The sequence below is a fragment of the Edaphobacter modestus genome (assembly GCF_004217555.1).
In the GTDB taxonomy this organism is placed as follows: Bacteria; Acidobacteriota; Terriglobia; order Terriglobales; family Acidobacteriaceae; genus Edaphobacter; species Edaphobacter modestus.
The window spans coordinates 4113141-4135759 of record NZ_SHKW01000001.1 but is presented as its reverse complement, the minus strand read 5'-3'; the positions used below and the strand labels follow the sequence as shown (position 1 = coordinate 4135759).

The window sequence follows — 22619 nt, the reverse complement described above, 5'->3', positions numbered from 1 at the left end:
TCCACCTAACGGGATCAGGATGGTAGCCGACTGCATGGGTAAGTTTCAGCGCGCAAAGTCAGTGATAGATTCGTTTCGCTAAGATATGACAGTTCACAGCGCGTGAATCGAAGCCGATGCTTGTGGCTTCCACTAGCACTTCAAAGCTCTTTATTGCGCCGTCTGGCCCAGCGGCCTGAGCCAGGAGCACGTTCATCGACTCTGTGTCTTCAAGGAGAAGATCCACCGCCGCTTGCGTGCCAGCAGCATCCAGCCCTTGAATGAGCAGAACGTGACCGTTGTTGCTGAGGTTCGGCAGAAAGGCAATGACACCATAGGTCTGGTGCCGATAGCTTTTTGTGGGATCTCCGTAGACAGAACGCTCGCCTGGCGCCGGAGCACCATTGCTGACCCAGTAGCTGTCGCTCTCAGGGTGGTTCACAAAATGGAAGTTGAGCTGAGGGGCGAAGAGCTCCGCCCACGGATTACTGAGATTCGATCCAAGGAGTACCGCGTTGCTCTCTTGCAGATCTTCCAGGCGCAACGCTCTCGTCGCGCGGATGAGGAAGCGTTCGGAAGATGCCTCAGGAAGTCGTTGCAGCTGCGACACAAAATTGAGATTCAGTATGCTCGTGTAACTCTGATCCTTCAGGTAGGACATGGCCAGGTTATCGGGTGCATGGTTGGCCGCTTGCCATCCCAGGTACTCCGCGAGCGTGAATGTCCGGCGATTGGCTTGCTGCATAATGACGAAGCCGATGTCGCTGGGAATGACGAAAGTATCTCGCCTGTCAGAGAAGATCTGCGACCAGAGCGAGTGTAGCGGGCTCACCGTATTCGCGGTCTGTTGTTGCCGGGTGTGCAGCATGCGCCAGGTTGTGGCGAAGATCAGCAGGGAGCAGAACAGAGCCAACGGCCCGCTCCAGAGAAGCCAGGCCGATTTGTTCCCGCGATCCAGTGAGGCCGGAATGGGCGTCTCACTTGCGGTAAACTGCGTATCTTCCAGAGCCTCCAATTGCGGCGTCAGCTGCTGCGGCCAGTGCTTTTCGAAGACCGGAGTGTATCCCCCCTTGGGAAGAAGGATTCGGAGGGTCTCGCTGGAGCCGTCCGTGCTGTAATACTCCTCAAGCCGCTTTCGCAACTGGCGTGCATAGGATCGAACGATGTTGTCCTGCCGCGGATCGAAGCTCTTCGAGCGGCGGAAGACCTGCACACCAATCTCATACTCGGTGATCCGATCGCCGGGTGCGGCAAGAGAGCGTTCGCACACGTGCAATAGAAAGGATGTAAGAAGCGGCGCCTTCCTGAAGTGCCTACTCTGACTCATCCTTTGGATGGACTCATGACAATCCATGAGATCGAAAGCCACGGGAGCGCTTGGAGCTGCTTCCTCCTGTTCCATGTCGAGAGAACCCTGACTCACACCAAATGTTCCCCGACATCTCGCATGCGCCAAATATATCGATCACGTGTAACGGGACCATGAACCTGAGGTTACTGCGCTGCGTGGCGGACGTGTGAAGGACGTGGATACACGCGCCCCAAAACGTCTGATACGACACGGCAACGAGCGGTATTTACCGAAGTTTCATGTCTACCGAAGCGATCCGGAATCAAAGGGTTGTGCCCGCGCAATCCATGTGTGGCGCCCATACCGCCCGGGTAAACACTTTCATCGCGTTTACGGATACGCCTAAGGTGAGGTCACACGCAATGTTCCTTTGTGCTGCCGGTCTCATGCCGGACCTTCGGGCTGCGTCAATGCTGACTTTCCATAGGTGACACTGAATGTTCCGAGCCCGGCTTCCACTCCACATCTTGATTCTGTGCTGCCTCATCGTGCCCGTGAAAGCCATGGCTCAGGCAGGCGTCGCTTCTCTTTCGGGGTTGGTGACCGATCCCACAGGTGCGATCGTTCCTTCGCTGCAGGTGACGGAGATCAACGAGGAGACACGCGTCTCCCGTACTACGCGCACCGACGCGGCGGGCTACTACACCTTTGTTGGCCTGCCCGTGGGGAGGTACCGCATCACGGTTGCAGCTCCTGGATTCCAGAATCAATCTACAACCACAGCGCTCGACCCGTCTGAGAATGCTCGCCTCGACTTTCACCTGCTAGTGGCGGGCACGGCTGCACAGGTGGATGTGACCACGCAAACCTCAGAATTGCAGCGTGACGACGCCTCGATAGGCACCGTGATCGACAACCAGACCATTCAGGGCACGCCGCTCTTCCAGCGCAACTGGGACGACCTCATCCGCCTGGTTCCCGGCGTGCAGGCGCAGCGCTTCACCCAGCAGAGCGGCAGCAGCACCTCCGGTTCTACCGGCCTCTTCGTCATCCACGGCATCGGCAACGAGCAGAACAATTACATCCTCGACGGCATCGATAACAACACCTTCTCGGAGAACCTACAGGAACTGTCCGCCTCTGCCGCACGCCCGTCCGTCGATGTGATCGGCGAATTCAAACTCATCAGCAACGCTTACACTGCCGCCTACGGACGTAGCCCTGGTGCCGTCATCGACGTGACAACCAAGGGCGGTACCGATCAGTTCCACGGCCTGCTCTTTGAATACCTGCGAAACCGCGTCTTCGATGCCAATGACTACTTCTCCAACCAATCCGGCCTGGCGAAGCCCAAGGAGATCCAGAACCAGTTTGGCGGCAACTTCGGCGGCCCCATCATTCGTGGCAAGCTCTTCGGCTTCTTCAACTACGAGGGCACGCGCATTCGCCAGGGCATCACGCGACTCTCCACCGTGCCGCTGGCGAACGAACGCGCCGGCGACTTCAGCCCAGCGGCAGCCGCAGCTAACGGGGTTACGTATGCGACGATCAAAGATCCCGTCACGGGGATTCCCTTCCCTGACAATAAAGTGCCTTCCAATCTCATCGATCTCTATGGTCAGAAGATCCTCAACGCCTTCCCAAACGCAAACCTGCCCGGCACGGTGAATAACTATGCGCGCACGGGTTCGCTGCTGGACGACAACAAGAGTTACGACGCGCGCGTGGACTACGACCCGAACAGCAACAACCTCTTCTTCGCGCGTTACACCTCGTCCAGCCGTCAGCGCGATGTGCCCGGGTACTTCGGTGGCATCGCAGACGGCAGCAGCACATCCTCCTGGGGTAACTCCACACTGAAGGCGTGGGCCGCCGTACTGGGTTGGACCCATATCCTGAGCCCGCGCATGACGAATGACTTCCGGCTCGGATTTGTACGCAACTTCGCCGCGGACCAGCAGCAACCCTTCGGCTTGAACAATAACTCGGACTATATTCCCGGTGTGCCGGACAATCCGGCGACACAGGGTGGCATCGGCCTGACTCAGTACACCGGTCTCACGTTCATCGGGTCACCCGGCTTCCTTCCGAAGCAGCAGGTGCCACAGCAGTGGCAATACACCGATACGCTCTCCATCACGCACGGAGCCCATTTCATCCGCGCCGGCGTCGACATCCGTCTGCCTATGCGCAACCTCTATAAGGACGAGTCCGGATCGAACGGCGGTCTCACTTTCAACGGCAGCTTTACCGGAAATCCCTATGCTGACGGCCTCACTGGATATGTCTTCCAGGGCTCGTTGTCAAACGTCTACTTCGTCGACCAGCGCCTCTGGATGACATCGGGCTTCGTGCAGGACGACTGGAAGATCACGCGACGGCTGACCGCGAATCTCGGCCTGCGGTACGACTTCGCCACTCCGCCCTACTCTGCGAAGAATCAGCTCGCAAACTTCAACCCGGCCGGCAGCGGATCGCTCATCAGCGCAAAGGCCGGTTCCATTGAGGACCGCTCGGTGGTTCAAGTGAACACCACCAACTTTGCTCCTCGCGTGGGCCTCTCCTACGCTCTGGGAGATAAGACGGTCCTGCGTGGTGGCTATGGTCTCTACTACCTTCTCTTCAAGCGCGCTGGCAGTGAGGACCAGCTCGCACTGAACCCGCCGTTCCTGCTTTCTTCAACACTCAACGCCAGCGGTAACAATCCAGCCTTTCTACTGAAGAACGGCTTCCCAAATGGCCTGCTGGACCCCAATAATGTGAACTACTCGCTAACGCATATTCATGCAATGCAGTACGACTCACCTACGCCTACGACGCAGGCATGGAGCGTCGGTTTTCAGCGCGAACTGCCCGGCCAAATGGTACTGACCGCCGACTACGTCGGAACGCGGTCGAGCAGCCTGGACGTTATCAACGACCTGAACCAGTATTTGCCCAATACCAAGATCCAGCCTTACCCGAACTTCGGTTATCTGGAGTTCTCGCACGCAGTCGGCATGGGACACTACTCAGGTCTTGAGGTCGGCTTGCAGCGGCGTTCCACGCACGGATTGACGCTGCAGGTCGCGTACACGCACTCCAAGGCAACTTCGACCAGCTACACCACCACCTTCGTCGACGCGCTTAGCGGGTCCGACGTCCCCAACCACTTTGTGGCGTCCTACGTGTACGAACTGCCCTTCGGACGAGGCAAGGCGCTGATCAACAATGGCATCGGATCGGCGCTATTGGGCGGATGGCGTACGTCGGGTGTCTACAGTTATTCGACCGGTCTGCCGTTTACCGTATCGCTTGGCGGCAACTACAACACCGCGATTGACATCAACGGCAACGGCACCGCACTTCCCAATCTTGTCGGAACGCCGAAGATCGTGGGCAACGTAAAGTGCTGGTTCTATTACTCTGCCAATAAGAACTGCCAGGCACTGTCGCCAGGTACGGCGGATGCCTACGCTTTCCCGCAAGCGGGTGTAGCCTCCGGCAACAACGGTCTCAACACGCTTCGCGGACCGCACACCAGTGTCTTCGATTTCGGATTAACGCGCGACTTCGGCATCACCGAGCGTACAAAGCTGCAGTTCCGCTGGGAAGTCTTCAACCTGACAAACTCCACTCTGTTTGCGCAACCCAGCGCATCGCTTACCTCCAGCAGCGTTGGCACCATTACTTCGCTCGCTGGCGACCCCCGCATTATGCAGTTCGCCCTTCGGCTATCGTTCTAATCAAAGAAAGCCCGTTGCGCACGCCGCGACCTCACGCGGCGTGCGCAACGGCATTATCGCCAGATCGCCTGTCACCCGGAGCTTCGCATGACTCGTAAGAGTGTCCTCCACCTCGCCTCACTTCTTCTAAGCGCCACTGTTGGCATCGCGCACGCACAAAAGGCCGACCTGAACTTTCTCAACGGCAACCGTCCCCTGCTGGATGCGCACAATTGCTATCCCTATCAGGGCCATTGGAACGACCGCGTGTACCGTGCGCTATCTTCCGGCTATCCAGTGTCCATCGAGCAGGACCTGGCGTGGTATGTCGATCCCGCGACAGGCAAAGGCCGCGTCCTCGTCTCTCACACGCCACATCCCACCGGTCAGGAACCGACGCTGCGAGAATATTTTTTTGAGCAGGTGCGGCCGACTATCGAGAAGGCCATCAAGGAAAACAAGCAGAACACCTGGCCCCTTGTTGTGCTCCACTTCGACTTCAAGGACAACCAGCCTGCGCTTCTGCATGCCGTCTGGGACCTGTTGAACGAGTATCAGCCGTGGCTCTCCACTGCGATGCAGACGGACAATCCGCATAATCTCTCACCCATCGATCGCAAGCCCATCCTCGCGATCACGGAAGATTCGAACGAGCAGGCAAAGGTCTTCAACGATGCCGTGCCGGTTGGCGGCAAGCTCCTGCTCTTCGGGTCGGCCCACACCACGCATGCACCCGCAGGTCAAACAGCCACCGAGCGCATGCACTGGGAGGCGACCGCCGCACCGGAGCAGATGCTGACGGAGCCCGCAACCAACTACCGTCGCTGGTCCAATAACTCATGGGCAGCCGTGGAAGAAGGTGGTCAGCACAAGGCAGCTGACTGGGCACCTGCAGACCAGGCACGCCTGCGCGCGCTGGCCGACCACGCGCACGCACTCGGCTACTGGATTCGTTTCTATACCATCGACGGCTTCGATCCAACCGAACCAGTGGAGAAGAACGGCTGGGGACAGGGCTATAACTTCGGCTCACTCGATGCAGCGATGTTGCGCATGAAAGGCGCCATCGCCGCGGGTGTGAACTTCATCGCAACCGATCAGTACGAGGTACTGGCACCATTGCTGCAACAGAACTCGGAGTCGCTGCGACCATCGGCGACGAGCTTCTCCGCAAAATAAACAATCAAGGCAGGGCAGTCGAAGGTCTGCTGCCCTGCCTGTAGACTCCCGCGAAGGGGCTTCCAGAAATGAAGAGATCCACTGCCAAGTTCATCCGCCGCATCACGTCCATCCTGCTGGTTGCAGCTTGCGCATGCGCTTCAGAACATGCAGTTGCGCAGACTGATGCATCAACTGACGATGAACTGCGCAGCGTCATCCTTCTCGTCCGCCACGGTGTGCGAGCTCCCATCGAGAGTGAGATCCGTGCCAGCTCATACAACGCGCAGCCGTGGCCCTCGTGGCCCGTGGCAGAGGGAGTGTTGACACCACACGGCACGAAGGCACTCAACCTTTTGGGCGAGTGGTATCGGACACGCTATGCCTCCTTGCTGAAAGGAACACCGTGCGACCAGCGCGGCATCTACGTTGAGGCCAATACCACACAGCGCACCATCGCTTCTGCTAAGGCCATGCTCGACGGATTGGCGCCCGACTGCACTATCCAGGTGCATCAGGCACCGGCCGGTCGGCGCAACCGGCTCTTCTCCGGAGCCACCGGTGCAACGGTCGACAAGCAGAGGATGACAGACGCGACAGATGGCCGCATGGCGAACAATCCCGACTGGTACGTCCATGCCTTCGCCGTGCCGATGGCCATGATGTATCACGTGATGCACGACTGCACTGGTGGTGCGGACTGCGACACGAGCAAGCCAGACTTCCGCACTGTGCAGGTGAAAGACGGCAAAGCCATGCCGCGCAATGCGCGCGAAGAAAACCCCGTCACCCTGGGTGCGGACTTCGCTGAACACTTCCTTCTCGAGTACACGGAAGGCATGCCGATGGAACAGGTCGGATGGGGCCGCATCACCCGTGCCGACCTCGATCAGTTGATGGAGATGAACACGCGCTACCACGACTTCATGCTACGCACGCCGTACTCCACGCAGGTGGTCGAGTCCAACCTCGCCGACCGCATCCGCGCCACGGTGGATGCTTCAGCCTCGGATAAGTTGACGCCGGGCGACCTTGGCACTCCGACCGATCACTTCGTCCTGCTGGATGCGCACGACGGCAACCTCAGCTGGCTTGGCGGTCTGCTGCGCTTGGACTGGCTGCTCCAGGATCAGACATTTAATGCAACGCCGCCGGGAAGCGGCCTGGTGTTTGAGGTTCACAGAAGCCGCAGCACAGGCAGGAACAGTGTCCAGGTACTCTACATCAGTCAGACTCTGGATCAGATGCGCTACCTGCAACCCCTCACCGCGCAAAATGCGCCTTCGATCTCCCCCATCTTTGTACCGGGATGTAGCGGTCCGGCTCCGACCTACGCATGTTCTATCGAGGATTTTAGCCAAGCGATCACGTCCGCCATAGACAAGAACTTCATTGAACCCGGTACTGAATCGGGTCCAGATAACAAGAGGAATGCTCAATGAAGAGAAACGCAGATGCTCGTGACCCTCACGTCTACGAGCTAACCGGGATATTACTGAGCAAGACTCAGCTTTCTCACGTCCATAGAGGGTAACAAGTTTCAGAAGATGGGGATCTTCCAGCAGGTAAGACATAATCGCGGCGCTGCAGGATTCGACTATCTTTGAATCCCCCGAGGATCCTGGAGCCTGTTAGGAACTTCATTTGAGTGTATCTGTCGGTAAGGTGGGCATTCGCGCAAAGCGCGAATCCGCTCATGCTAATCTTTCCCAACTAATCCAAGAGGTGAAAGAAGCATGGCCGAGGACTTCCGTCTTTCCTCAGCGGTCCAGGTATTCCCTTGCCCCAACTGCAACGAGACCATCAACACCTCAATGCAGCAATGCACCTTCTGTTCCGCTCCCATCGATCCCGCAGCCGCTCAGCAAGCGGCAGAGAAAACCGCAAAGATCAGTCAGGCCTGCAGTGACGCCAGCTACCTGAAGATCATGGCCGGATGTGCATTGACTTTCTTCATCTCGAGATTCTTCCCGTTCCTCAGTCTTGTCGGAATCGTAGGTTTTGCGTTCCTCGAGATCGCCATCCCCGTCATGACAATTCGCTGGTGGCTGAAATACCGCTCCATCAAGACCGACGACCCGAATTTTGTTCAGGCCAAACTGTCCGCCTCCTACGTCGGAGGCGGCGCGCTGCTCTTCTTGCTCTTCGTGCTAACGGGAAGAGTAGTGATCCACGCGATGGGATTCGAGTTCCACGGCCAGTAATCGAATGACCAACCCACATCTCCCCAGCCGAACAACCTGCCTACGCAGGACAACCCGCATCCATCCACTTCTTGAAGAGCGCCACACGATCTGCCGGCCACGGTTCGCCCGGAGGCATCGAGCCATCGGCAACCGCACCGTACACACTTTGCGCGTTGGCGGGGACACACATCCACGCGGGATCATCAAGAGCAATCCCAATGGGTCCCATACATTCAACGTCCTCAAACCGGAAGAGAGGGCGGATATCTGCGGCAAAACTGAGAGCCATATAGCCTCCCGTTCGATGATTCTTCGATTTTATGCCTCTGCTATCCCCAGTCCTTGCCCAGTCCTTCCAGTCCCGCAGCCGCAAGATCCTGGGGCAGCATCACCGGATGCACCTCCACCGCGGCATGGAACGTGAGAAACCATGGCTCGGCCAGCGCCGGGATCTTCGACGCGTCCGCCAGGTCGACAATCAGCACCCCACTCCGCTGCCCATGCCGGTCCGTGAAGTACGCGGCCTCCGGCTTCAATTGATCGAGAATCTTCTTCATCTTGGCTCCAGCCGAACCGTCCCTGACCGCCTCATTGAACGGCTCGACCGGAAACGAAACGTACACAATCATGCGCATGGAAACCTCCTGCCTCCAATAGGCGGATCACACAAAGTGGCCTGTCGGGAGGACGCCAAACCTACGCCCGTAACTCAACCAGTCAACGAAATTCAAAGGGGCGGGTGGCCCATACACAAAAATCCCACCCATACTCGAGTGCCCCATCCATGCGGTCTCACCCCATGAATGGGGTCGGGTCATCTCCTCGCAACGAATCGCTAGCTCTTCGATTTCGCCGAGACCTTGTGCACCTCAGGTTTTTGATCGCCAGCAGCCTTTTGTTCTGCTTTACTCCGTTCAATCTTCATCCCGTATGTCTGTCCTCCCACCAGTACCGTGTCCAGATACTCATCCTTCCCATATCGGCGGAAGGTCACGTCGGAGCTGGTATGTGGAGTCTCTGCCTGCATCGGTGTAAACTCCACCATCGCGCTATGCTTTCCAGTTGCATCCGCGACCTTCAGGACGCCCTGCGTCTGGTCAGATTGGGTGATCGTGTAAGCGCCGGCAGGCAGTTTGGTAGCTCCCACCGAGAAGGAAAAGTCCGTTGAAAAGTCCATACCGTTGGCAAGCTGCGCAGCGCCAGGCACGGTAAGTAACAGGCATAAGAATCCACTTGCGCCCAGCATCTTCAGGAGATTTTTCATGGTTTTGTCCTCGCACAATAGGATTTTGCGGGGGCCCCGAATGAAGATACTCGCAATTCACAATGTCCGACAAATGAACATTCACTGGATGGGGTAACCCCCATCTGAAATCGGGTGCCCCATCTTCGCCGCGAAGTGCCTAAGGTGGTCATTCGAGAGAAGCTTGGACCGCCGTTCCCTTCCCCGCTCACTCCGCTTACAATCACTCACCAGAGGTGACACATGCGAAAGACTGCCCCCATTGCTGCTTTGCTTCTCATCGTCGCTTTCCCCGCCCTCGCCGCGAAGTTCAAAGGAAGCGGCACCCTCAAAGACGTCCAGACCTCCGGCGTAAAAGACAAAGAGCACAAGCACCAGGCCTACGACCTCTTCTTCGACGCCCAGGGCAAGAGCTACACCTGCCGCACCGACTCCGGCAAATCCATGAACGCCACTGACTTCGTTGTCGGTTCCGCCATCAACTACGAGATCGATAACGACAAGGTCCAGATCCATTCCGCCGAAGGCAAAAAGGTGGAGTGCAAGGTCGTTCGTGTCGAAGCCGGCTCGCCATGAAATAGTCACATCCCCCCATAAGATCTCGTAAGTCCTTCCTTATGCCTTGCTTATGCAGCTTTGGATACCATCGGCTGAGAGCAAGAAGGGAGGCATCTTCGAATGCCGAATGTGCATGGTATCGAATTCAATGCCAATCAGTCTGAACTCGTCAAAGACCTGATTCGCGAACTACTGAAGGACGGCGGCTGCGCCGTCTATGCATTACGAAACATGAAACCCAGCGGAGAGCTGCGAATGGCGCCCACGCCACCGACTCCCAGCCCCAGACAGGCCCGGGGCGTCTTTCTACGGATTCGCCCCGGAGCGAAAGAGGCGATCATCGTTCGCCCCATGAACGCAAAGGCCGGCGAGAAGTACATCAAGGTGGCAAAGCTGACTCAGACCGAAACCCTCGAGATCATCCGCATCTGGCGAAAGCAAACCGCGCCTGCAGGAGTTCCTTCTGGAAGCCGCAAAACACTTTCGGAACTCGACACCCTGGTTGGAAGCATGGCCCACGTCTAAATCGGTGCCCATCTTTGCGACTGCTTCATCCTCGCAAAGGTGGGTATGCGAGCGACCCAGCGAACAGGAATGAAGCTACTGTTCAAGCGGGCGGGATCTCTCCTATCTGAATCTGTGCTGCGGTTGGCCCATACATCGGACCAACCATGAATCGGGCACTCACACAAAGCTCGAATCTTTACTTCTTTTTGACAACTTAGCCTGTGACTCTTAACCCTTCGCCCCACTCTCATGGGTGCGTGATTTCGATCGCTGTCGAAGGATGACCCGCTCGGTCTTTAGACCGCGAAGGCGAACTTGCGTAATCTCCCCAAGGAGCATCAACATGCAACCATTCGCCCGTCCTCTGATTCTCTCTCTCTCCATCCTGGGAATCAGCGCATTCTCCCTCTCCGCGCAAACCGCGTCCTTATCCACCTTCTGGCAACAGGCCAAAGGACGGGGCGCTGTCTTCGTCATGACCAACGATGCCGGAAAAAACGAAGTCATCGCCTATGATCGTGCCACCAATGGCTCTCTCACCGAAGCCGGCCGCTACGACACCGATGGCCGCGGCAGCGGAGGCGTAACCGATCCTCTTGAAGCCCAGGGCTCTCTTACTCTCAGCCAGGACCACTCCATTCTCTTCGCTGCCAATGCCGGCAGTGGAAACATCTCCGTCTTCAGCGTGCGCAGCTCGAACCTCGTCCTCGTCAGCAAAACTCCCTCGGGAGGAAGCCAGCCTGTCGCCGTCGCTCAGCTCGGCAATCTGGTCTACGTCCTCAACTCTGGCGGCGCGGGTAACGTTGTCGGCTTCCACCTCGACCTTGGTGCGCAGCTCAAGCCCATCAAGAACGCCACCGCATTCCTCACCGCAAACGTCACCGGCGGAGCCTCCATCTCCCTCAGCCCCGACGGCCGCTTCCTGCTTGTCACCGAGCGGCTCGCAAACAACATCGACGCATTCCGCGTAAACCCCGACGGAACCCTTGGGCCCATCGTCGTCAACGCCAATCCCGCACCAGGAACCTTCTCGGTCGCCTTCGCTCCCGACGGCAAAGCCATCGTCTCTGAAACCGGAGCCGCGGGCGCCACCAACGCGTCGGCCATCTCCTCCTATACCGTCGGCCCCGACGGCAAGCTTACCGCCGTCAGTCAGAGCGTTCCTGCCTTCGGCAACGCCAACTGCTGGAACGCCATCACCCCCGACGGCAAGTATGTCTACGTATCTAACGCTGGCAGCGACTCCATCTCCGGCTTCGCCATCGGCACGGACGGCTCCCTCACTCCCATCGGCTCGACCGTCGTCGGCAACAACCCCGCGGGCAGCGGCAACCTCGACATCGCCGTAAGCGCCGACGGCCGTTACGTCTACACCCTCAACTCCGGCTCCGGAAACGTCGGAATGTTCCGCATCGAAGACAACGGATCCCTCACCAGCCTGGGCCAGGCTGGCGACCTTCCAAAAACAGCCGGCTTCAACGGAATCGCCGCAATCTAACCATCCTGAAAACTTGCCCATCTTCATGCCAATACCGTCCATGAAGATGGACCTCCCACCTTCGCGACGGCCTTATCGTCGCGAAAGGTCGGAGGTCATGCAAAGCACCAAACCAATCCAACCGGTAAAGGAAGCCTTCCCTTGAATCTCCTCACCGAGTAGCCAGAATCACGCCCGCAAACATCACCAGCGTCCCAATCACACCTCGCGCCGACACAGGCTCGCGCGGAGATCCCAGCCATCCGTAGTGAGACAGCACCAGCCCTCCCACAATCTGCCCCGCCAGCATGATCAGCGTCAGCTTGCCCGCCCCGATTCGAGGGATCAGAAAAGCGATCCCAAACACCAGGCACGCACCCAGCGCGCCCGCAATCAGCAGCGCCGGATGAATCTCGCGCAGCGGCTTCAGAGCGCCCGCCTCCCATCCCGAGAGACCGATCACCAGGGCCATCGCCGCTCCCACGCACCAGAACAGCGCATTTCCCACCCGCGGATTGTTCAGCGCGGCCCCCACCTTGCCATTCATCGCCAGATGAACCGTCAGCACAACGCCGATCACCACCGTCAGTGCATAAAAGGGTAGCTTCATCGTCCTCTTCTCCATCGGGCAAAGTCCGAAACCTCACCCGAACGCATGTTGGGTTTTATGCAATATAGATTGCGTATTACGCGAGAGAGTACACCACCTCTCGAAACGCACTGTCAACGTAAAATTTGGGCTGAGTCGCCCCTCGCAGCAGGCAGGCCGGTAGTCCACATCGATTCAAAATGGGAACTCAGCCAGAACATTAGAAACTTATAAGGCAATTCTGTGCCGTCCCCGGGTTATGGTCTGGAGCGTATGCCTCCTCAGACCGTTGAGCTCTCCATGATTGTGAAGAACGAGGCCCGAACCCTGACTCGCTGTCTTACAAGCGTCAGAGCCGCGGTAGACCGCATTGTGATTGGCGACACCGGTTCGACCGATGAGACGATCTCGATTGCCCAGTCGTACGGCGCAGAGATCGTCCCCGTGCTGTGGACGGGCGATTTCGCCGCTGCACGAAACACCGTGCTCCGGCACAGCCGGTGCGACTGGATCTTCGTGCTGGACGCCGATGAGATGCTGGATGCCGGTGGGGCCGAGAAGCTCAAGCACCTGATTCAGCAGCCTGGGCCCGCTGCGTATGACATATGGCGTTGGAACTACGTTCTCGAGACAAATAGTCGCAGTGGAGAGCAGGGCGGTCTTCAGAACCCTCAACTCTTAGCCGAGTCGCACATGTTTCCTGCTTACGTCAAAAGTCTGAACACCCGGCTCTTTCGTCGAAACCCCGAGGTTTATTTCGAAAGACCGGTACACGAGACCGTTGTCTACCGTCTGCAGACCTTGGCGCTTCCAGTCGCCACAGCTCCTTTCGTCATTCACCATCTGGGTCAGGCTGAAGACAACAAGGTGGACCGTGCGCGAAAGAACGAGCTCTATCACCAGATCGGGCTTCAGCACTTGCAGGCGAATCCGGACGACGCGAGAACCTGTTTTGAATTGGGGCTTGGAGAACTAGAGCACTTCAAGAGGCCGGAGGCAGCGTTATCGCTGTTTGTTCGAGCGTTGTCGATCAATCCTCGGGACTGCAACGCGCTCATCTTCGCAGGCGTATGCATGGTCCGAATGCAGCGATACACCGAAGCTCTCGATCTCTTATCCCGCGCAAGGGAACTCAATTCAGGCAGCATCGTTTTGGATGAGGCGATGGGAGACGCCTACTTCCATCAACAGCAACACGCGCAGGCCTTCGCCGCATACGAAAGCGCAATGCTGAAGGGAAGCGCCTCCGCTCTCGTCCTGGCAAAGTGGGGGGTATGCAAACTTTATCTCGGACAACGAGAGCCGGGCCTGCAAGATCTTCGACAGGCTCTTCAACGAGAGCCAGGCTTTCCTGAGTTGCTCGATCTTGTCGCGGTGGGCGCCGCTCTCGCGCAAGACAATCCCTTCGCCGCGGCGATCGCACGCAAACGTCTTCCCATGGAAGGAACCTCCGCGTTTCACTATGCACTTGCTTGCATCTTGCTTCGCTTATCCGGCGATTGGACCGTTCATCAAGAAGTCGTCCACGAGGGCTTGACCAGGTTTCCCCATGACCCGTCCTTGTCCGCAGAACACGCCATGATCCATCTATGACCGTAAGGAACGGTTCGGCGCGAAGATCCTAAGGTGAGCCATTCCTTTGGCCCGAATGGAGAGATTATCTGTGTGACGAGCAGCAGGTAACTCCCCCTGTTACACACCGCATCTATCAAAGTAATCCCGGTGCTTTCCGTAAATATCTCAATATCAGTATTTTACGGGAGCACAAAGAGAGGTGTGTTTAATGAAAAAATTCGTTATCTTCCTTCTCTCGCTTATTCCGACCACGGCTTTTGGTCAGGGCTCCGACGTATCCAGCTCCAGCTCATCGGCAGCTCCTTCGTCGGAAGCCTCCGAAGTCGCTCCACAGACGACCCCGATGAGCTCTCCGTCCTACGACACCTCGCACCACGAGGCGCCCGTGGCGTCGGTCGCCATGCACTACAACTATCAGTTCCAGACCAGTCCATACGGCGGCAATCGCGGTCTGATGGGATGGTCGGTCGTTCCGGAGATCAACATCACTCCCCACATCGGCCTCCAGGCCGACTTCACCAGCCTCTACATGCAGGGAATCGCCGTCGGTGAAAAGCGCCTCCTCATTGCCGCCGGTCCCAGGTACACGCTCACCCCGCGCTCGCGCTTTACTCCCTTCGTATACGGTGAAGCTGGTGAGATGCGTACCACGACCAAGGCCAACGACGTCTCCGACTGGAACCCGGTCGTCCGCGTCGGAATCGGTGCCGACTTTAAGGGCAAGCATGGCATCGGCTTCCAGTTCATACCCGCCGAGTACATCGGCGAGAAGGTGGAATGGCGCAATCAGTGGAATCACAGCTTTTCGGCCCGCGCCGGAATTGTCTTCAATCTCTATAAATAGAGACGCTTCGGCTACTTACCCTATGGCAGCAAGGAAGATGGCTTCGGACTCGAGGAGCCGGACAAACACCGTGCGCCCATGGCCGGAGTGTGCCTTTACCTGAAACTCCCATCCCAACGTTGGCTCATTCGTGCGGCGTCCAATCCCACGAGTACAGACTTTTTGCACGCGAAAGCATTAACTCTTTCGCTGCTGTTGCCCTTGAGTGATACTCTCTTCCGACAGGCCCGTTCTCACTCCAAACAACGAGGCTTCCCATGTCACTGCTGTCCACCCCCTCCGCAGGCATCTTCCTCACCCTCGCTCTCACCGCATCGTCTGCGCTGGCCTTTCAGGCCCCCGACAAGCAGGCGCTCCAGCAGCGCGTCGCCGCCCTCAAGGAATCCGTAGCCGCCAACAAGGCCAAGCTCGCCCAATACCAGTGGACCGAGACCACCACCATCCTCCTCAAGGGAGAAGTAAAAAAGACCGACCAGGACCTCTGCCGCTACGGCCCTGACGGTAAGGTTCAGAAGACTCCCGTCGCCCCCGCCGCGCCGCCCCAGCAACAAGAGAAACGGGAGGGTCGCATGAAAGCCCGAATCGTCGAAAAGAAGGTCGACGAACTGAAGGACTATGGTGCTCGCCTCAAGAGCCTCGTCGGCGAATACGTCCCCCCCGACCGCGACAAGATTCAGGCCGCCTTTCAGTCCGGCAACGCCAGCATGACCCCATCTGGCGGCGTCACCTCCCTGATCCTCAACAACTACTACAAGCCCGGCGACAAGATGACCTTCGCCTTCGACACCGCGGCTAAAAAGACCCGCAGCATAACCGTCGATAGCTACCTCGACGATCCGAAGACCGACATCGTCACACTCTCTGTAAACTTCGCCAGCCTGCCCGACGGCACCAACTACGCCGCCAACACCGACCTCAAGGCACAGGGCAAGAACATGGAGATCAAGACCGTGAACTCCGGCTACCAGAAGATCGCACCCTAAGGCGCTGAGAGGCATATCGAATCCAGCGCCTCATCGCGCGAACTCTTCGTCGCCAACGCGCTAACTGCACGGAATTCGCGAAGCCCCTTTCCGTTTGAGACCGCACCCGTAGCGCATACATCCAGACCGCGAAGTCAGCGACGATCAACGCGGCCGATCCCGCAGTTGGTGGCTTCCCCACATGTCTCCTGAGATGGATGACGAACCTTGGCATGCGCGCTGCGGGACTGACGACGAGTCGCGCACTTCCGCCCCCGCCAGGAAGCGTCCTGAAGCTGAAAGACCGAACCGGGCATGCGTCGTCTTTTGACTGATAGCATGGTGTTCATGAGCGGCCCCACGCTACAGCAACAGCTCGATCACGCGATCGCGAATCTCGCCGAGGCCGAACGGGAATACGCAGCCGGGGTGCCCTATCCGGATCCCACCGGAGGGTCATGGCCTGCCAAAATCGCCGGAATCAAGAAGCACATCGCCACGCTCCGCGAGATCATCGCGAACGAATAGGCCCGCTTCTGAATCCGCGCTTCACGGAATCGTTCGAAGGAATAGAAGTTTACGCCGGTGTACGATCGAGCTAACCTTGTCCCGTGCTCCCGTCAATCTTGCTCCTAATGCACTTCCTGCAACCTGCTGCGGTACAGTCATCTGGCCCTGGCGGTCTGACTTGCGGTGTACAAGACGCGCAGACCGCTCCGCTTCGCAGCAGCGCAGGCTTCACAGCCATGCTCAAGATGCACCGCGAAGATGACCACGGTAAAAATACCCATCTCTGCGAAGCCAATTACAGCTTGCAGATCTCCCGTCCGGACGGTTCGGCCAACCCGCCTTTCAACGGTTTGAGCAGCGATGACAATTGGGACCGGCCCATAGTATTCCGGATCGAAGGATTTTCTATGGATGGCCGCGATGTATTCATCGTCATCTTAGAGGGTGCCTACCCCGGCTCAGTCGACACGATAGATTACGACATGAGCTCAGGCTCCATATCAAGAGAGGTTTCTCTTGATCGACACTTCACGCGCCGCCTCAGCCGTGCCTGTGCCGCGACGCTGCACATCGCCGGAATATCTCCTAAAGGCCTTATGGTACTCGGATCCTCTGCAAAGGATGGGTGCCCCCGCGCGGAGCTGTGGCAGCTTCGCCCCAATAAATACAAAGGTAGCCTGACAGGCGGCTTGGTACTCCCTGAGTACCCTGAGCAACTGTCGTCCAGCACCGGGATCGCGACACTTGACCCTGGCAACCCCGTGCAGCCCTGATGAGCCAAATCCAACAACGCTGACACCAAGGGCAATTTGAAGCTAAGCGAACGGTTCAAGCAGCGAATCTCTCGGCCATATTCACAAGGTGCTTCCATTCAAAACGAGGCCGGCAGTAATGCCGACTCGAACTTGCATTACTTCACCACATGGCACGCCGATGAAGCCTTTGGCCCAGGGAAGTCCGAGGCAAACGTAGTCCCGCGTCCACCCGCATCCCACCACGTAAACTCCTCCGCCGCGTACTTCGCTCCCGAGCCCGACGGAACCGTCACAAAGATCATCGAGTTCCCCTTTACCGGAACTACAGCCAGGTGGTTTCCCGCTCCGTTCAGATACTCCACCGCAAAGGTTCCAGCCGGCAGCCCCATCGTCGCCCCCTGCGCATCGCACTGGAACTGGACCGTATTCCGTTTCACAGGATCGGTCCCCTTCAGGTGGAGCGTCAGGTCGCTCGCTCCCGCAAGAGCGCTGCACAACACCACAGCAATCCCAACCACTCCCTGCAGCCCTGTCGACCCCATAGCATCGGCCTCCTGCTTGTTCTTATACTCCCCGGCATCTCGCGGGCCCTTCGAAAAAGATGTCAAGCCCCACCCCATCTATCTCGCAGAAATCACAAGGAATCAAAATGCCGATTAGTTTCCCTCCAACCGCTAAACTGGAAGTAGCTCAGGAAAGCAGACGATGAACCGCTCGCGGTACTTTTTTCAGGACAACGACGCTTCGGCATTCGGAAAACTAAAATGGACCACGATCTTTCGCAGACCATCTCCCTTCTTACCCGCACGCCGGCCGCTCTGGACGCTTTACTGCGCGGCCTGCCTGAAGCCTGGACCCACCGAAACGAAGGGAAAGGTACGTGGACCGCGTTCGAGGTCGTCGGCCACCTTGCCTACGGCGAACGTACGGACTGGATGCTGCGCGCGAAACAAATCCTCTCCAACCGCAGCCAACCGGCTTCCGATCTCCCCGCCTTTCGCCCCTTCGACCGCCTCGGCCAGCAACGCGAGAGCCAGGGCAAGTCGCTCTCGAATCTTCTGGACGAATTCGCTCGCCTGCGCGAGCAGAATCTCGCGGAGCTTCATGCCTTCCATCTCAAACCCGCCGACCTTCAGCTCCAGGGACGCCACCCCGCCTTCGGCCTCGTCACCCTGTCGCAGCTGCTTGCCACCTGGGCCACTCACGACCTCACCCATCTCCACCAGCTCTCCCGTATCCTCGCCCACCAGTACCGCGAGACGGTAGGGCCTTGGAGCGCCTACCTCGGCGTGCTCCACTGCAACGGGCACAGCTCCTGACCGGGAGCACGGCTGGTACGAAGCTAAGTACCGTGGATTGAAGATTTTGAACAGATAGGCACGGGGGAGGGCTCCCACACCTACCGCGCCTCCTGCAAATCCCGCTGGAACATGCGAGCAAGATCCGTCGCCAGGTCCACCCCCTTCGGATCCGTATAAGTTCCCAGCTGCCCCTTCAGCTCCGCATCCGTCTTCCGCGATTCGTCGGTGCACGGCGTCGCCGTCATATAAGAAGCTGTGTAGCCAATCGTCCGCTTGCCCAGCGTCTGCTCCTGGATGACCACGTGCAGGGCCCGATCCGCCGCCGACGACGCGTCCACGATCTCGACCCCGTCGACCGCCCCGATCGCCTGGCGGATCTCGGTCGCCCTCTGTCCCGCCGGATCATCCCCAGACACTGTTATCAGAACCCGGACCTTGCCGGCCTGCGCCGGAGCGGCAGGACCGCAGGTCAACATATGCTTCCTCGGATCGCCGGTGATGTTCTCTTTCGCAGCGTTGACCAACGCATCCAGCTGCGCCTTGGACAGCCGATTCAGGCCGACCATGCCAAAGCTCCCCTGCTGAACTCCCAGGTACTGCTGCACCTCGGGCGTCCATGCAGCCATCCCGGGTTTGGTGGCGGCCGCCTGCTTCGACGATTTTTGCGTCGTCCTCTGAGCTTGCACTACCTCGCTCGAAAGAATTCCACCCACAATCAACGATAAAAAAAGCCATCTCTTCATCAACTTCGACTCCAAAGCTTGAACTTACCGAACCGGGCAGGAAGGAAAAGCAAGGATAAGCCTTAACGCGATCATCAGGCGGGATTCAAATCAGAACAGAAGCTCAAAGAATCGTCCTCATAATGGGTCGCTGGCGAGAAGCTACTGTGGCCGGCGGATAGGCCGCGAAAATGGTCCTCTCCGAAAGACTCTCTTATCACGCTCAATCGTCCACTGACTCTTGTCAAGTCCTGCAAAAGATTGCGGTGCGCGCATCCTCCTCGGCCGATCAGAAAGAGCAGCGAGTAAAATCTCGAGATCGATGTTCCACTGCCGGCCCTGTAACCCATTCTAAAGAAGGGCGCCGGTATCTTCGGCACCAGGCTCTATGACTACCTCTACCACATCGGCGCACCCGATTCGTTCTCTTCGCGAACAGGTAACCGCCCTCGAGGCAGCGATCACGATCTGCCTTGCCGATCCAAAAGCCAAACCTGTCCATCGGCTTCGCACAACGACCCGACGCATCGAAGGCCAGTTTGCCTTGCTCTCCACTTTGCCCCGTCTTCCGGACTATCACGAGCAGACGCGACAGGCGAAGCGCTTGCTCAAAAAGCTCCGCAGAGCCGCAGGCAATGTTCGGGACATCGACGTTCAGATGGACCTGATCGAGGCCGTCGCTCCTGGCGATGCATCCCTGCCTTTGAAGAAGGAGGCAGGCAGACTGCGCAGGAATCTCGAGGCAGATCGCGGGCGCTCTTCCCGAAAACTGATAAAGATGCTCGACCGACGACAGTCGGACCTGGCCCTCGTTCTCGAGTCACTTCTCGACCAACTGAATCCGGTGGAGAATCTCTCCCTCTCGTCGACCGAGCTTGTCTCGGTCTCCCAACGCTGGTTCAAAGACAATCTACCTGCTGAACCCGAAGCCGGCCCCGACGATCCCGATTACCTGCACTCCATTCGTAAGCTGGCGAAGCTGGCTCGCTACATCGCCGAGAACGGTCCAAAGAGGGCGAAGCGGCCACGCCTCCTAGCTCAATCCTTCGAAAAACTGCAGCAAAGCGGAGGAGATTGGCATGATTGGCTTGTACTTGCGGAGATCGCCAGAGATGCGCTTGGCGAAGCCTCACCTTTGACAAAGGCGCTTGATTCTCGAAGCAGGCTGGCTCTTACCACCTATCATCGACACTTGCACGAGGTGGTTGGCAAGGCCTCTTAGGAATCCCCTTCCGACTCAGCAGCAGGTCTTGCGGTCACAATGGTTGGGCTGGAACGTCTTGTCCGCGCACGCCGCCGCATCTCGACCACTTTCCGTTTCACTCTGCGCTGGAGGGATCGAGCCCACGCGTAGTCACGCCCAAGGATGATAAGTCCGGCTATCGCTAGCGGAATTCCCGGAATAATGGGGAGCACACATCCCGCGATGCCAGCCGCCAACAGAAACCAGCCGATCGCTTTCCGCACCCATCCACTTCGACCTGGGGTCGCGTGATGCATGAACATTAGACGCTCAAAGCGGGCAAGACATCTAAATATTCCAAATTCAAGACTGGCTACTGAACCGGCGCGTCCGCAGGCATCACAGCCCCGGCGCGAATCCACCGTTCGATGGTGGCGATGTCTGGGGCCGATAATTTATTGCCTTTGGCAGGCGGAGGCATGGGCTTCGCCGGTCCTTCAAAGCGAATCCCCTTCATAAGAAGACTCTTCGCAGGATCACCGGGAACAATAACGACGCCATCGCGGCCACCTTTCATCAAACCGGCACGGGTCGACATGCTCAATCCGCCGCGTCGATTCATCCCCGCGTGGCATCGAAAGCAGTTGGACTGGAAGATTGGCCTCACTTTGGTCATGTAGAAGTCAGGTCGAGCCGCTTCGTCATCTCCTCCAGCGCGAACTACGACTGCCTTCATTCCCCACACCAGAATCGCGGCCGCCGCGATGCTCAAGGTCCACGGCGCTCTGCGCATCCATCCTCCGTTAACTTAAAAGTATACGGAATCCGTGTGGTCACTTACATCTCCGACAAGCTCCCGATAGGGTAGAAAGTGCTCTGGCGTCCCGCGCCTCCCGGATATTTTTCAGGATGCGTCGAAACGCCTTCATCACGGCTCTCCTTGCTTTGGCATCTCTGTCTCCAGTGCCCACGGCGTTCGCCGCCACTGCGCGGAAGACGCATCGTGCTGCCGTCCATCCGACCTCGACCGCGAAAGCTAAAGTGGTGGCCAGCAAGAGACCGGTCAGTAAGAAAACGTCGACGCACAAAAAACCCACCACCGCAGCATCGCATTCGCCCACAGCGGAGCTCGTCCACAGTACGGACTCACCCCGGAAGCATACGACGCGAAGCCGTCAATCCGCGGCCGCGGAGTCGCCGGATGGCCACCGTAAAGCCACAAGCGACGATTTTCTAAAAGCGGCTCAAGCCTCGCCAAAGACAGTAGCTACTTCAGAGCCTAAGAGCGGGGCACGACGGCACAAAGTTCGTACGACCATCGTGGACAAGAACACGAAAACCGAGTCTGTCGTCAGCGTGACTCGAGCCCAGGCTCCGCGGAAATCCGAGGCCGAAAGCGTCGCCGACGAGGCAGCGACTCCGATCATCCTGCCGACGATCTACAACAAACGTGGACGCCTCATCGTCCCCCGCCCGCTGAAGGGCTCCCATGAGATTCTCGTACGGCAGAACGTAGTCGCAGATCGCGACGGTCTTGATCGCATTCAGGACGACAATGACCTGCTTCGCATGCGCGAGCAGCACCTGCTGGTTGCCCTGCCCGTAAGTCGTGCCCTCGAAGTGGACGACCGCCTACCCTCTGATCGCCGTTTCTCCCGTCCCTGGACCGCACAGTTTCTGGCAACTCTGGCACAGGCTCACTATGCTCGTTTCCACACACCCATCCAGGTCAATTCAGCGGTGCGCACGGTTGAGTTTCAGCAGCGCCTGTTACGCACCAATGGGAACGCAGCTCCTGCCGAAGGCGAGACCGCTTCGCCGCACCTTACAGGGCAGGCAGTCGATATCGCAAAGCACGGTCTTTCGCGAACGGAGATTGCATGGCTGCGCGGCTACCTTCTTCCCCTGATTCAACAGGGAAGAATCGACGTGGAAGAAGAGTTTCAGCAGGCATGCTTCCACATCAGTGTCTATAAGAAGTATGTGCCGTCGGAAAGGGCGCCTCGACGCGAGATCGCCGATCACCACAGCAGCACAACCGCTCTCGCCGCCGCGGTTCAATAGACGAATCTGAC

24 protein-coding genes are annotated in these 22619 nt (G+C 58.1%); 15 read left to right on the top strand and 9 right to left on the bottom strand.

Annotated features, from left to right (window positions below):
* Positions 1-58: 58 nt before the first annotated feature.
* Complete coding sequence (locus BDD14_RS17590) at positions 59-1306, bottom strand: hypothetical protein (RefSeq protein WP_130419941.1); 1248 nt, start codon at positions 1304-1306, stop codon at positions 59-61.
* Between the two features lie 461 nt (positions 1307-1767).
* On the opposite strand from BDD14_RS17590, the gene BDD14_RS17585 reads away from it, so the two are divergent.
* The 4 genes from BDD14_RS17585 to BDD14_RS17570 all read left to right on the top strand — a co-directional run bounded on the left by BDD14_RS17585 (position 1768) and on the right by BDD14_RS17570 (position 8336).
* Positions 1768-4995: a TonB-dependent receptor gene (locus tag BDD14_RS17585; RefSeq protein WP_130419940.1), complete on the top strand. Its 3228-nt coding sequence runs from the start codon at positions 1768-1770 to the stop codon at positions 4993-4995.
* An 87-nt stretch (positions 4996-5082) separates the two neighbouring features.
* Entirely contained in the window at positions 5083-6153 is a 1071-nt protein-coding gene (locus tag BDD14_RS17580; RefSeq protein WP_130419939.1) for a hypothetical protein, read from the top strand.
* A gap of 68 nt (positions 6154-6221) precedes the next feature.
* Entirely contained in the window at positions 6222-7574 is a 1353-nt protein-coding gene (locus BDD14_RS17575) for a histidine-type phosphatase (RefSeq protein WP_130419938.1), read from the top strand.
* A 294-nt stretch (positions 7575-7868) separates the two neighbouring features.
* The gene (locus tag BDD14_RS17570; protein ID WP_130419937.1) at positions 7869-8336 is read left to right on the top strand and encodes a hypothetical protein; all 468 of its coding nucleotides are present in this window, start codon (positions 7869-7871) and stop codon (positions 8334-8336) included.
* Positions 8337-8376: 40 nt separating this feature from the next.
* Here the strand turns inward: BDD14_RS17570 and BDD14_RS17565 are convergent, their stop codons facing one another.
* The 3 genes from BDD14_RS17565 to BDD14_RS17555 all read right to left on the bottom strand — a co-directional run bounded on the left by BDD14_RS17565 (position 8377) and on the right by BDD14_RS17555 (position 9582).
* Entirely contained in the window at positions 8377-8607 is a 231-nt protein-coding gene (locus tag BDD14_RS17565; RefSeq protein ID WP_130419936.1) for a hypothetical protein, read from the bottom strand.
* Between the two features lie 40 nt (positions 8608-8647).
* Positions 8648-8953, bottom strand: coding sequence for a DUF3303 family protein (locus BDD14_RS17560; protein WP_130419935.1), 306 nt, complete (start codon positions 8951-8953; stop codon positions 8648-8650).
* 200 nt (positions 8954-9153) lie between these two features.
* Positions 9154-9582, bottom strand: a complete 429-nt coding sequence (locus tag BDD14_RS17555; protein WP_130419934.1) for a hypothetical protein — start codon at positions 9580-9582, stop codon at positions 9154-9156.
* A 222-nt stretch (positions 9583-9804) separates the two neighbouring features.
* Between BDD14_RS17555 and BDD14_RS17550 the strand changes: the two genes are divergently transcribed.
* From BDD14_RS17550 to BDD14_RS17540, 3 genes are all read left to right on the top strand, one after another.
* Complete coding sequence (locus BDD14_RS17550) at positions 9805-10137, top strand: hypothetical protein (protein WP_130419933.1); 333 nt, start codon at positions 9805-9807, stop codon at positions 10135-10137.
* 102 nt (positions 10138-10239) lie between these two features.
* Positions 10240-10644, top strand: a complete 405-nt coding sequence (locus BDD14_RS17545; RefSeq protein WP_242618030.1) for a CRISPR-associated protein Cas5 — start codon at positions 10240-10242, stop codon at positions 10642-10644.
* Positions 10645-10969: 325 nt separating this feature from the next.
* The gene (locus tag BDD14_RS17540) at positions 10970-12124 is read left to right on the top strand and encodes a lactonase family protein (RefSeq protein WP_242618029.1); all 1155 of its coding nucleotides are present in this window, start codon (positions 10970-10972) and stop codon (positions 12122-12124) included.
* A gap of 151 nt (positions 12125-12275) precedes the next feature.
* Here BDD14_RS17540 and BDD14_RS17535 read toward each other — a convergent pair whose 3' ends face one another.
* Entirely contained in the window at positions 12276-12713 is a 438-nt protein-coding gene (locus BDD14_RS17535) for a DMT family transporter (protein ID WP_165420123.1), read from the bottom strand.
* 252 nt (positions 12714-12965) lie between these two features.
* Between BDD14_RS17535 and BDD14_RS17530 the strand changes: the two genes are divergently transcribed.
* The 5 genes from BDD14_RS17530 to BDD14_RS17510 all read left to right on the top strand — a co-directional run bounded on the left by BDD14_RS17530 (position 12966) and on the right by BDD14_RS17510 (position 17356).
* On the top strand, positions 12966-14285 hold the full coding sequence (locus tag BDD14_RS17530; RefSeq protein WP_130419931.1) for a glycosyltransferase: 1320 nt from the start codon (positions 12966-12968) through the stop codon (positions 14283-14285).
* Positions 14286-14475: 190 nt separating this feature from the next.
* Entirely contained in the window at positions 14476-15111 is a 636-nt protein-coding gene (locus BDD14_RS17525) for a hypothetical protein (protein WP_130419930.1), read from the top strand.
* A gap of 257 nt (positions 15112-15368) precedes the next feature.
* Entirely contained in the window at positions 15369-16094 is a 726-nt protein-coding gene (locus BDD14_RS17520) for a hypothetical protein (protein WP_130419929.1), read from the top strand.
* 327 nt (positions 16095-16421) lie between these two features.
* The gene (locus tag BDD14_RS17515) at positions 16422-16601 is read left to right on the top strand and encodes a hypothetical protein (RefSeq protein ID WP_130419928.1); all 180 of its coding nucleotides are present in this window, start codon (positions 16422-16424) and stop codon (positions 16599-16601) included.
* A gap of 218 nt (positions 16602-16819) precedes the next feature.
* Complete coding sequence (locus BDD14_RS17510; protein ID WP_130419927.1) at positions 16820-17356, top strand: hypothetical protein; 537 nt, start codon at positions 16820-16822, stop codon at positions 17354-17356.
* 137 nt (positions 17357-17493) lie between these two features.
* Here the strand turns inward: BDD14_RS17510 and BDD14_RS17505 are convergent, their stop codons facing one another.
* Positions 17494-17880 (bottom strand): MliC family protein, encoded by a 387-nt coding sequence (locus BDD14_RS17505; RefSeq protein ID WP_165420122.1) that lies wholly within the window; start codon positions 17878-17880, stop codon positions 17494-17496.
* 222 nt (positions 17881-18102) lie between these two features.
* On the opposite strand from BDD14_RS17505, the gene BDD14_RS17500 reads away from it, so the two are divergent.
* Complete coding sequence (locus BDD14_RS17500; protein ID WP_130419925.1) at positions 18103-18657, top strand: DinB family protein; 555 nt, start codon at positions 18103-18105, stop codon at positions 18655-18657.
* Between the two features lie 80 nt (positions 18658-18737).
* On the opposite strand, the gene BDD14_RS17495 is transcribed toward BDD14_RS17500, so the two are convergent.
* The gene (locus tag BDD14_RS17495; protein ID WP_130419924.1) at positions 18738-19382 is read right to left on the bottom strand and encodes a hypothetical protein; all 645 of its coding nucleotides are present in this window, start codon (positions 19380-19382) and stop codon (positions 18738-18740) included.
* Between the two features lie 367 nt (positions 19383-19749).
* On the opposite strand from BDD14_RS17495, the gene BDD14_RS17490 reads away from it, so the two are divergent.
* Positions 19750-20583: a CHAD domain-containing protein gene (locus BDD14_RS17490; RefSeq protein WP_130419923.1), complete on the top strand. Its 834-nt coding sequence runs from the start codon at positions 19750-19752 to the stop codon at positions 20581-20583.
* On the opposite strand, the gene BDD14_RS34535 is transcribed toward BDD14_RS17490, so the two are convergent.
* Both BDD14_RS34535 and BDD14_RS17480 read right to left on the bottom strand, forming a co-directional pair.
* Positions 20580-20861, bottom strand: coding sequence for a PGPGW domain-containing protein (locus BDD14_RS34535; protein WP_423201801.1), 282 nt, complete (start codon positions 20859-20861; stop codon positions 20580-20582). The genes BDD14_RS17490 and BDD14_RS34535 overlap by 4 nt on opposite strands.
* A gap of 56 nt (positions 20862-20917) precedes the next feature.
* Positions 20918-21337, bottom strand: coding sequence for a c-type cytochrome domain-containing protein (locus BDD14_RS17480; RefSeq protein ID WP_130419921.1), 420 nt, complete (start codon positions 21335-21337; stop codon positions 20918-20920).
* A gap of 116 nt (positions 21338-21453) precedes the next feature.
* Here BDD14_RS17480 and BDD14_RS17475 point away from each other — a divergent pair, with 116 nt between their 5' ends.
* Positions 21454-22608 (top strand): DUF5715 family protein, encoded by a 1155-nt coding sequence (locus BDD14_RS17475; protein WP_130419920.1) that lies wholly within the window; start codon positions 21454-21456, stop codon positions 22606-22608.
* Positions 22609-22619 lie beyond the last annotated feature (11 nt).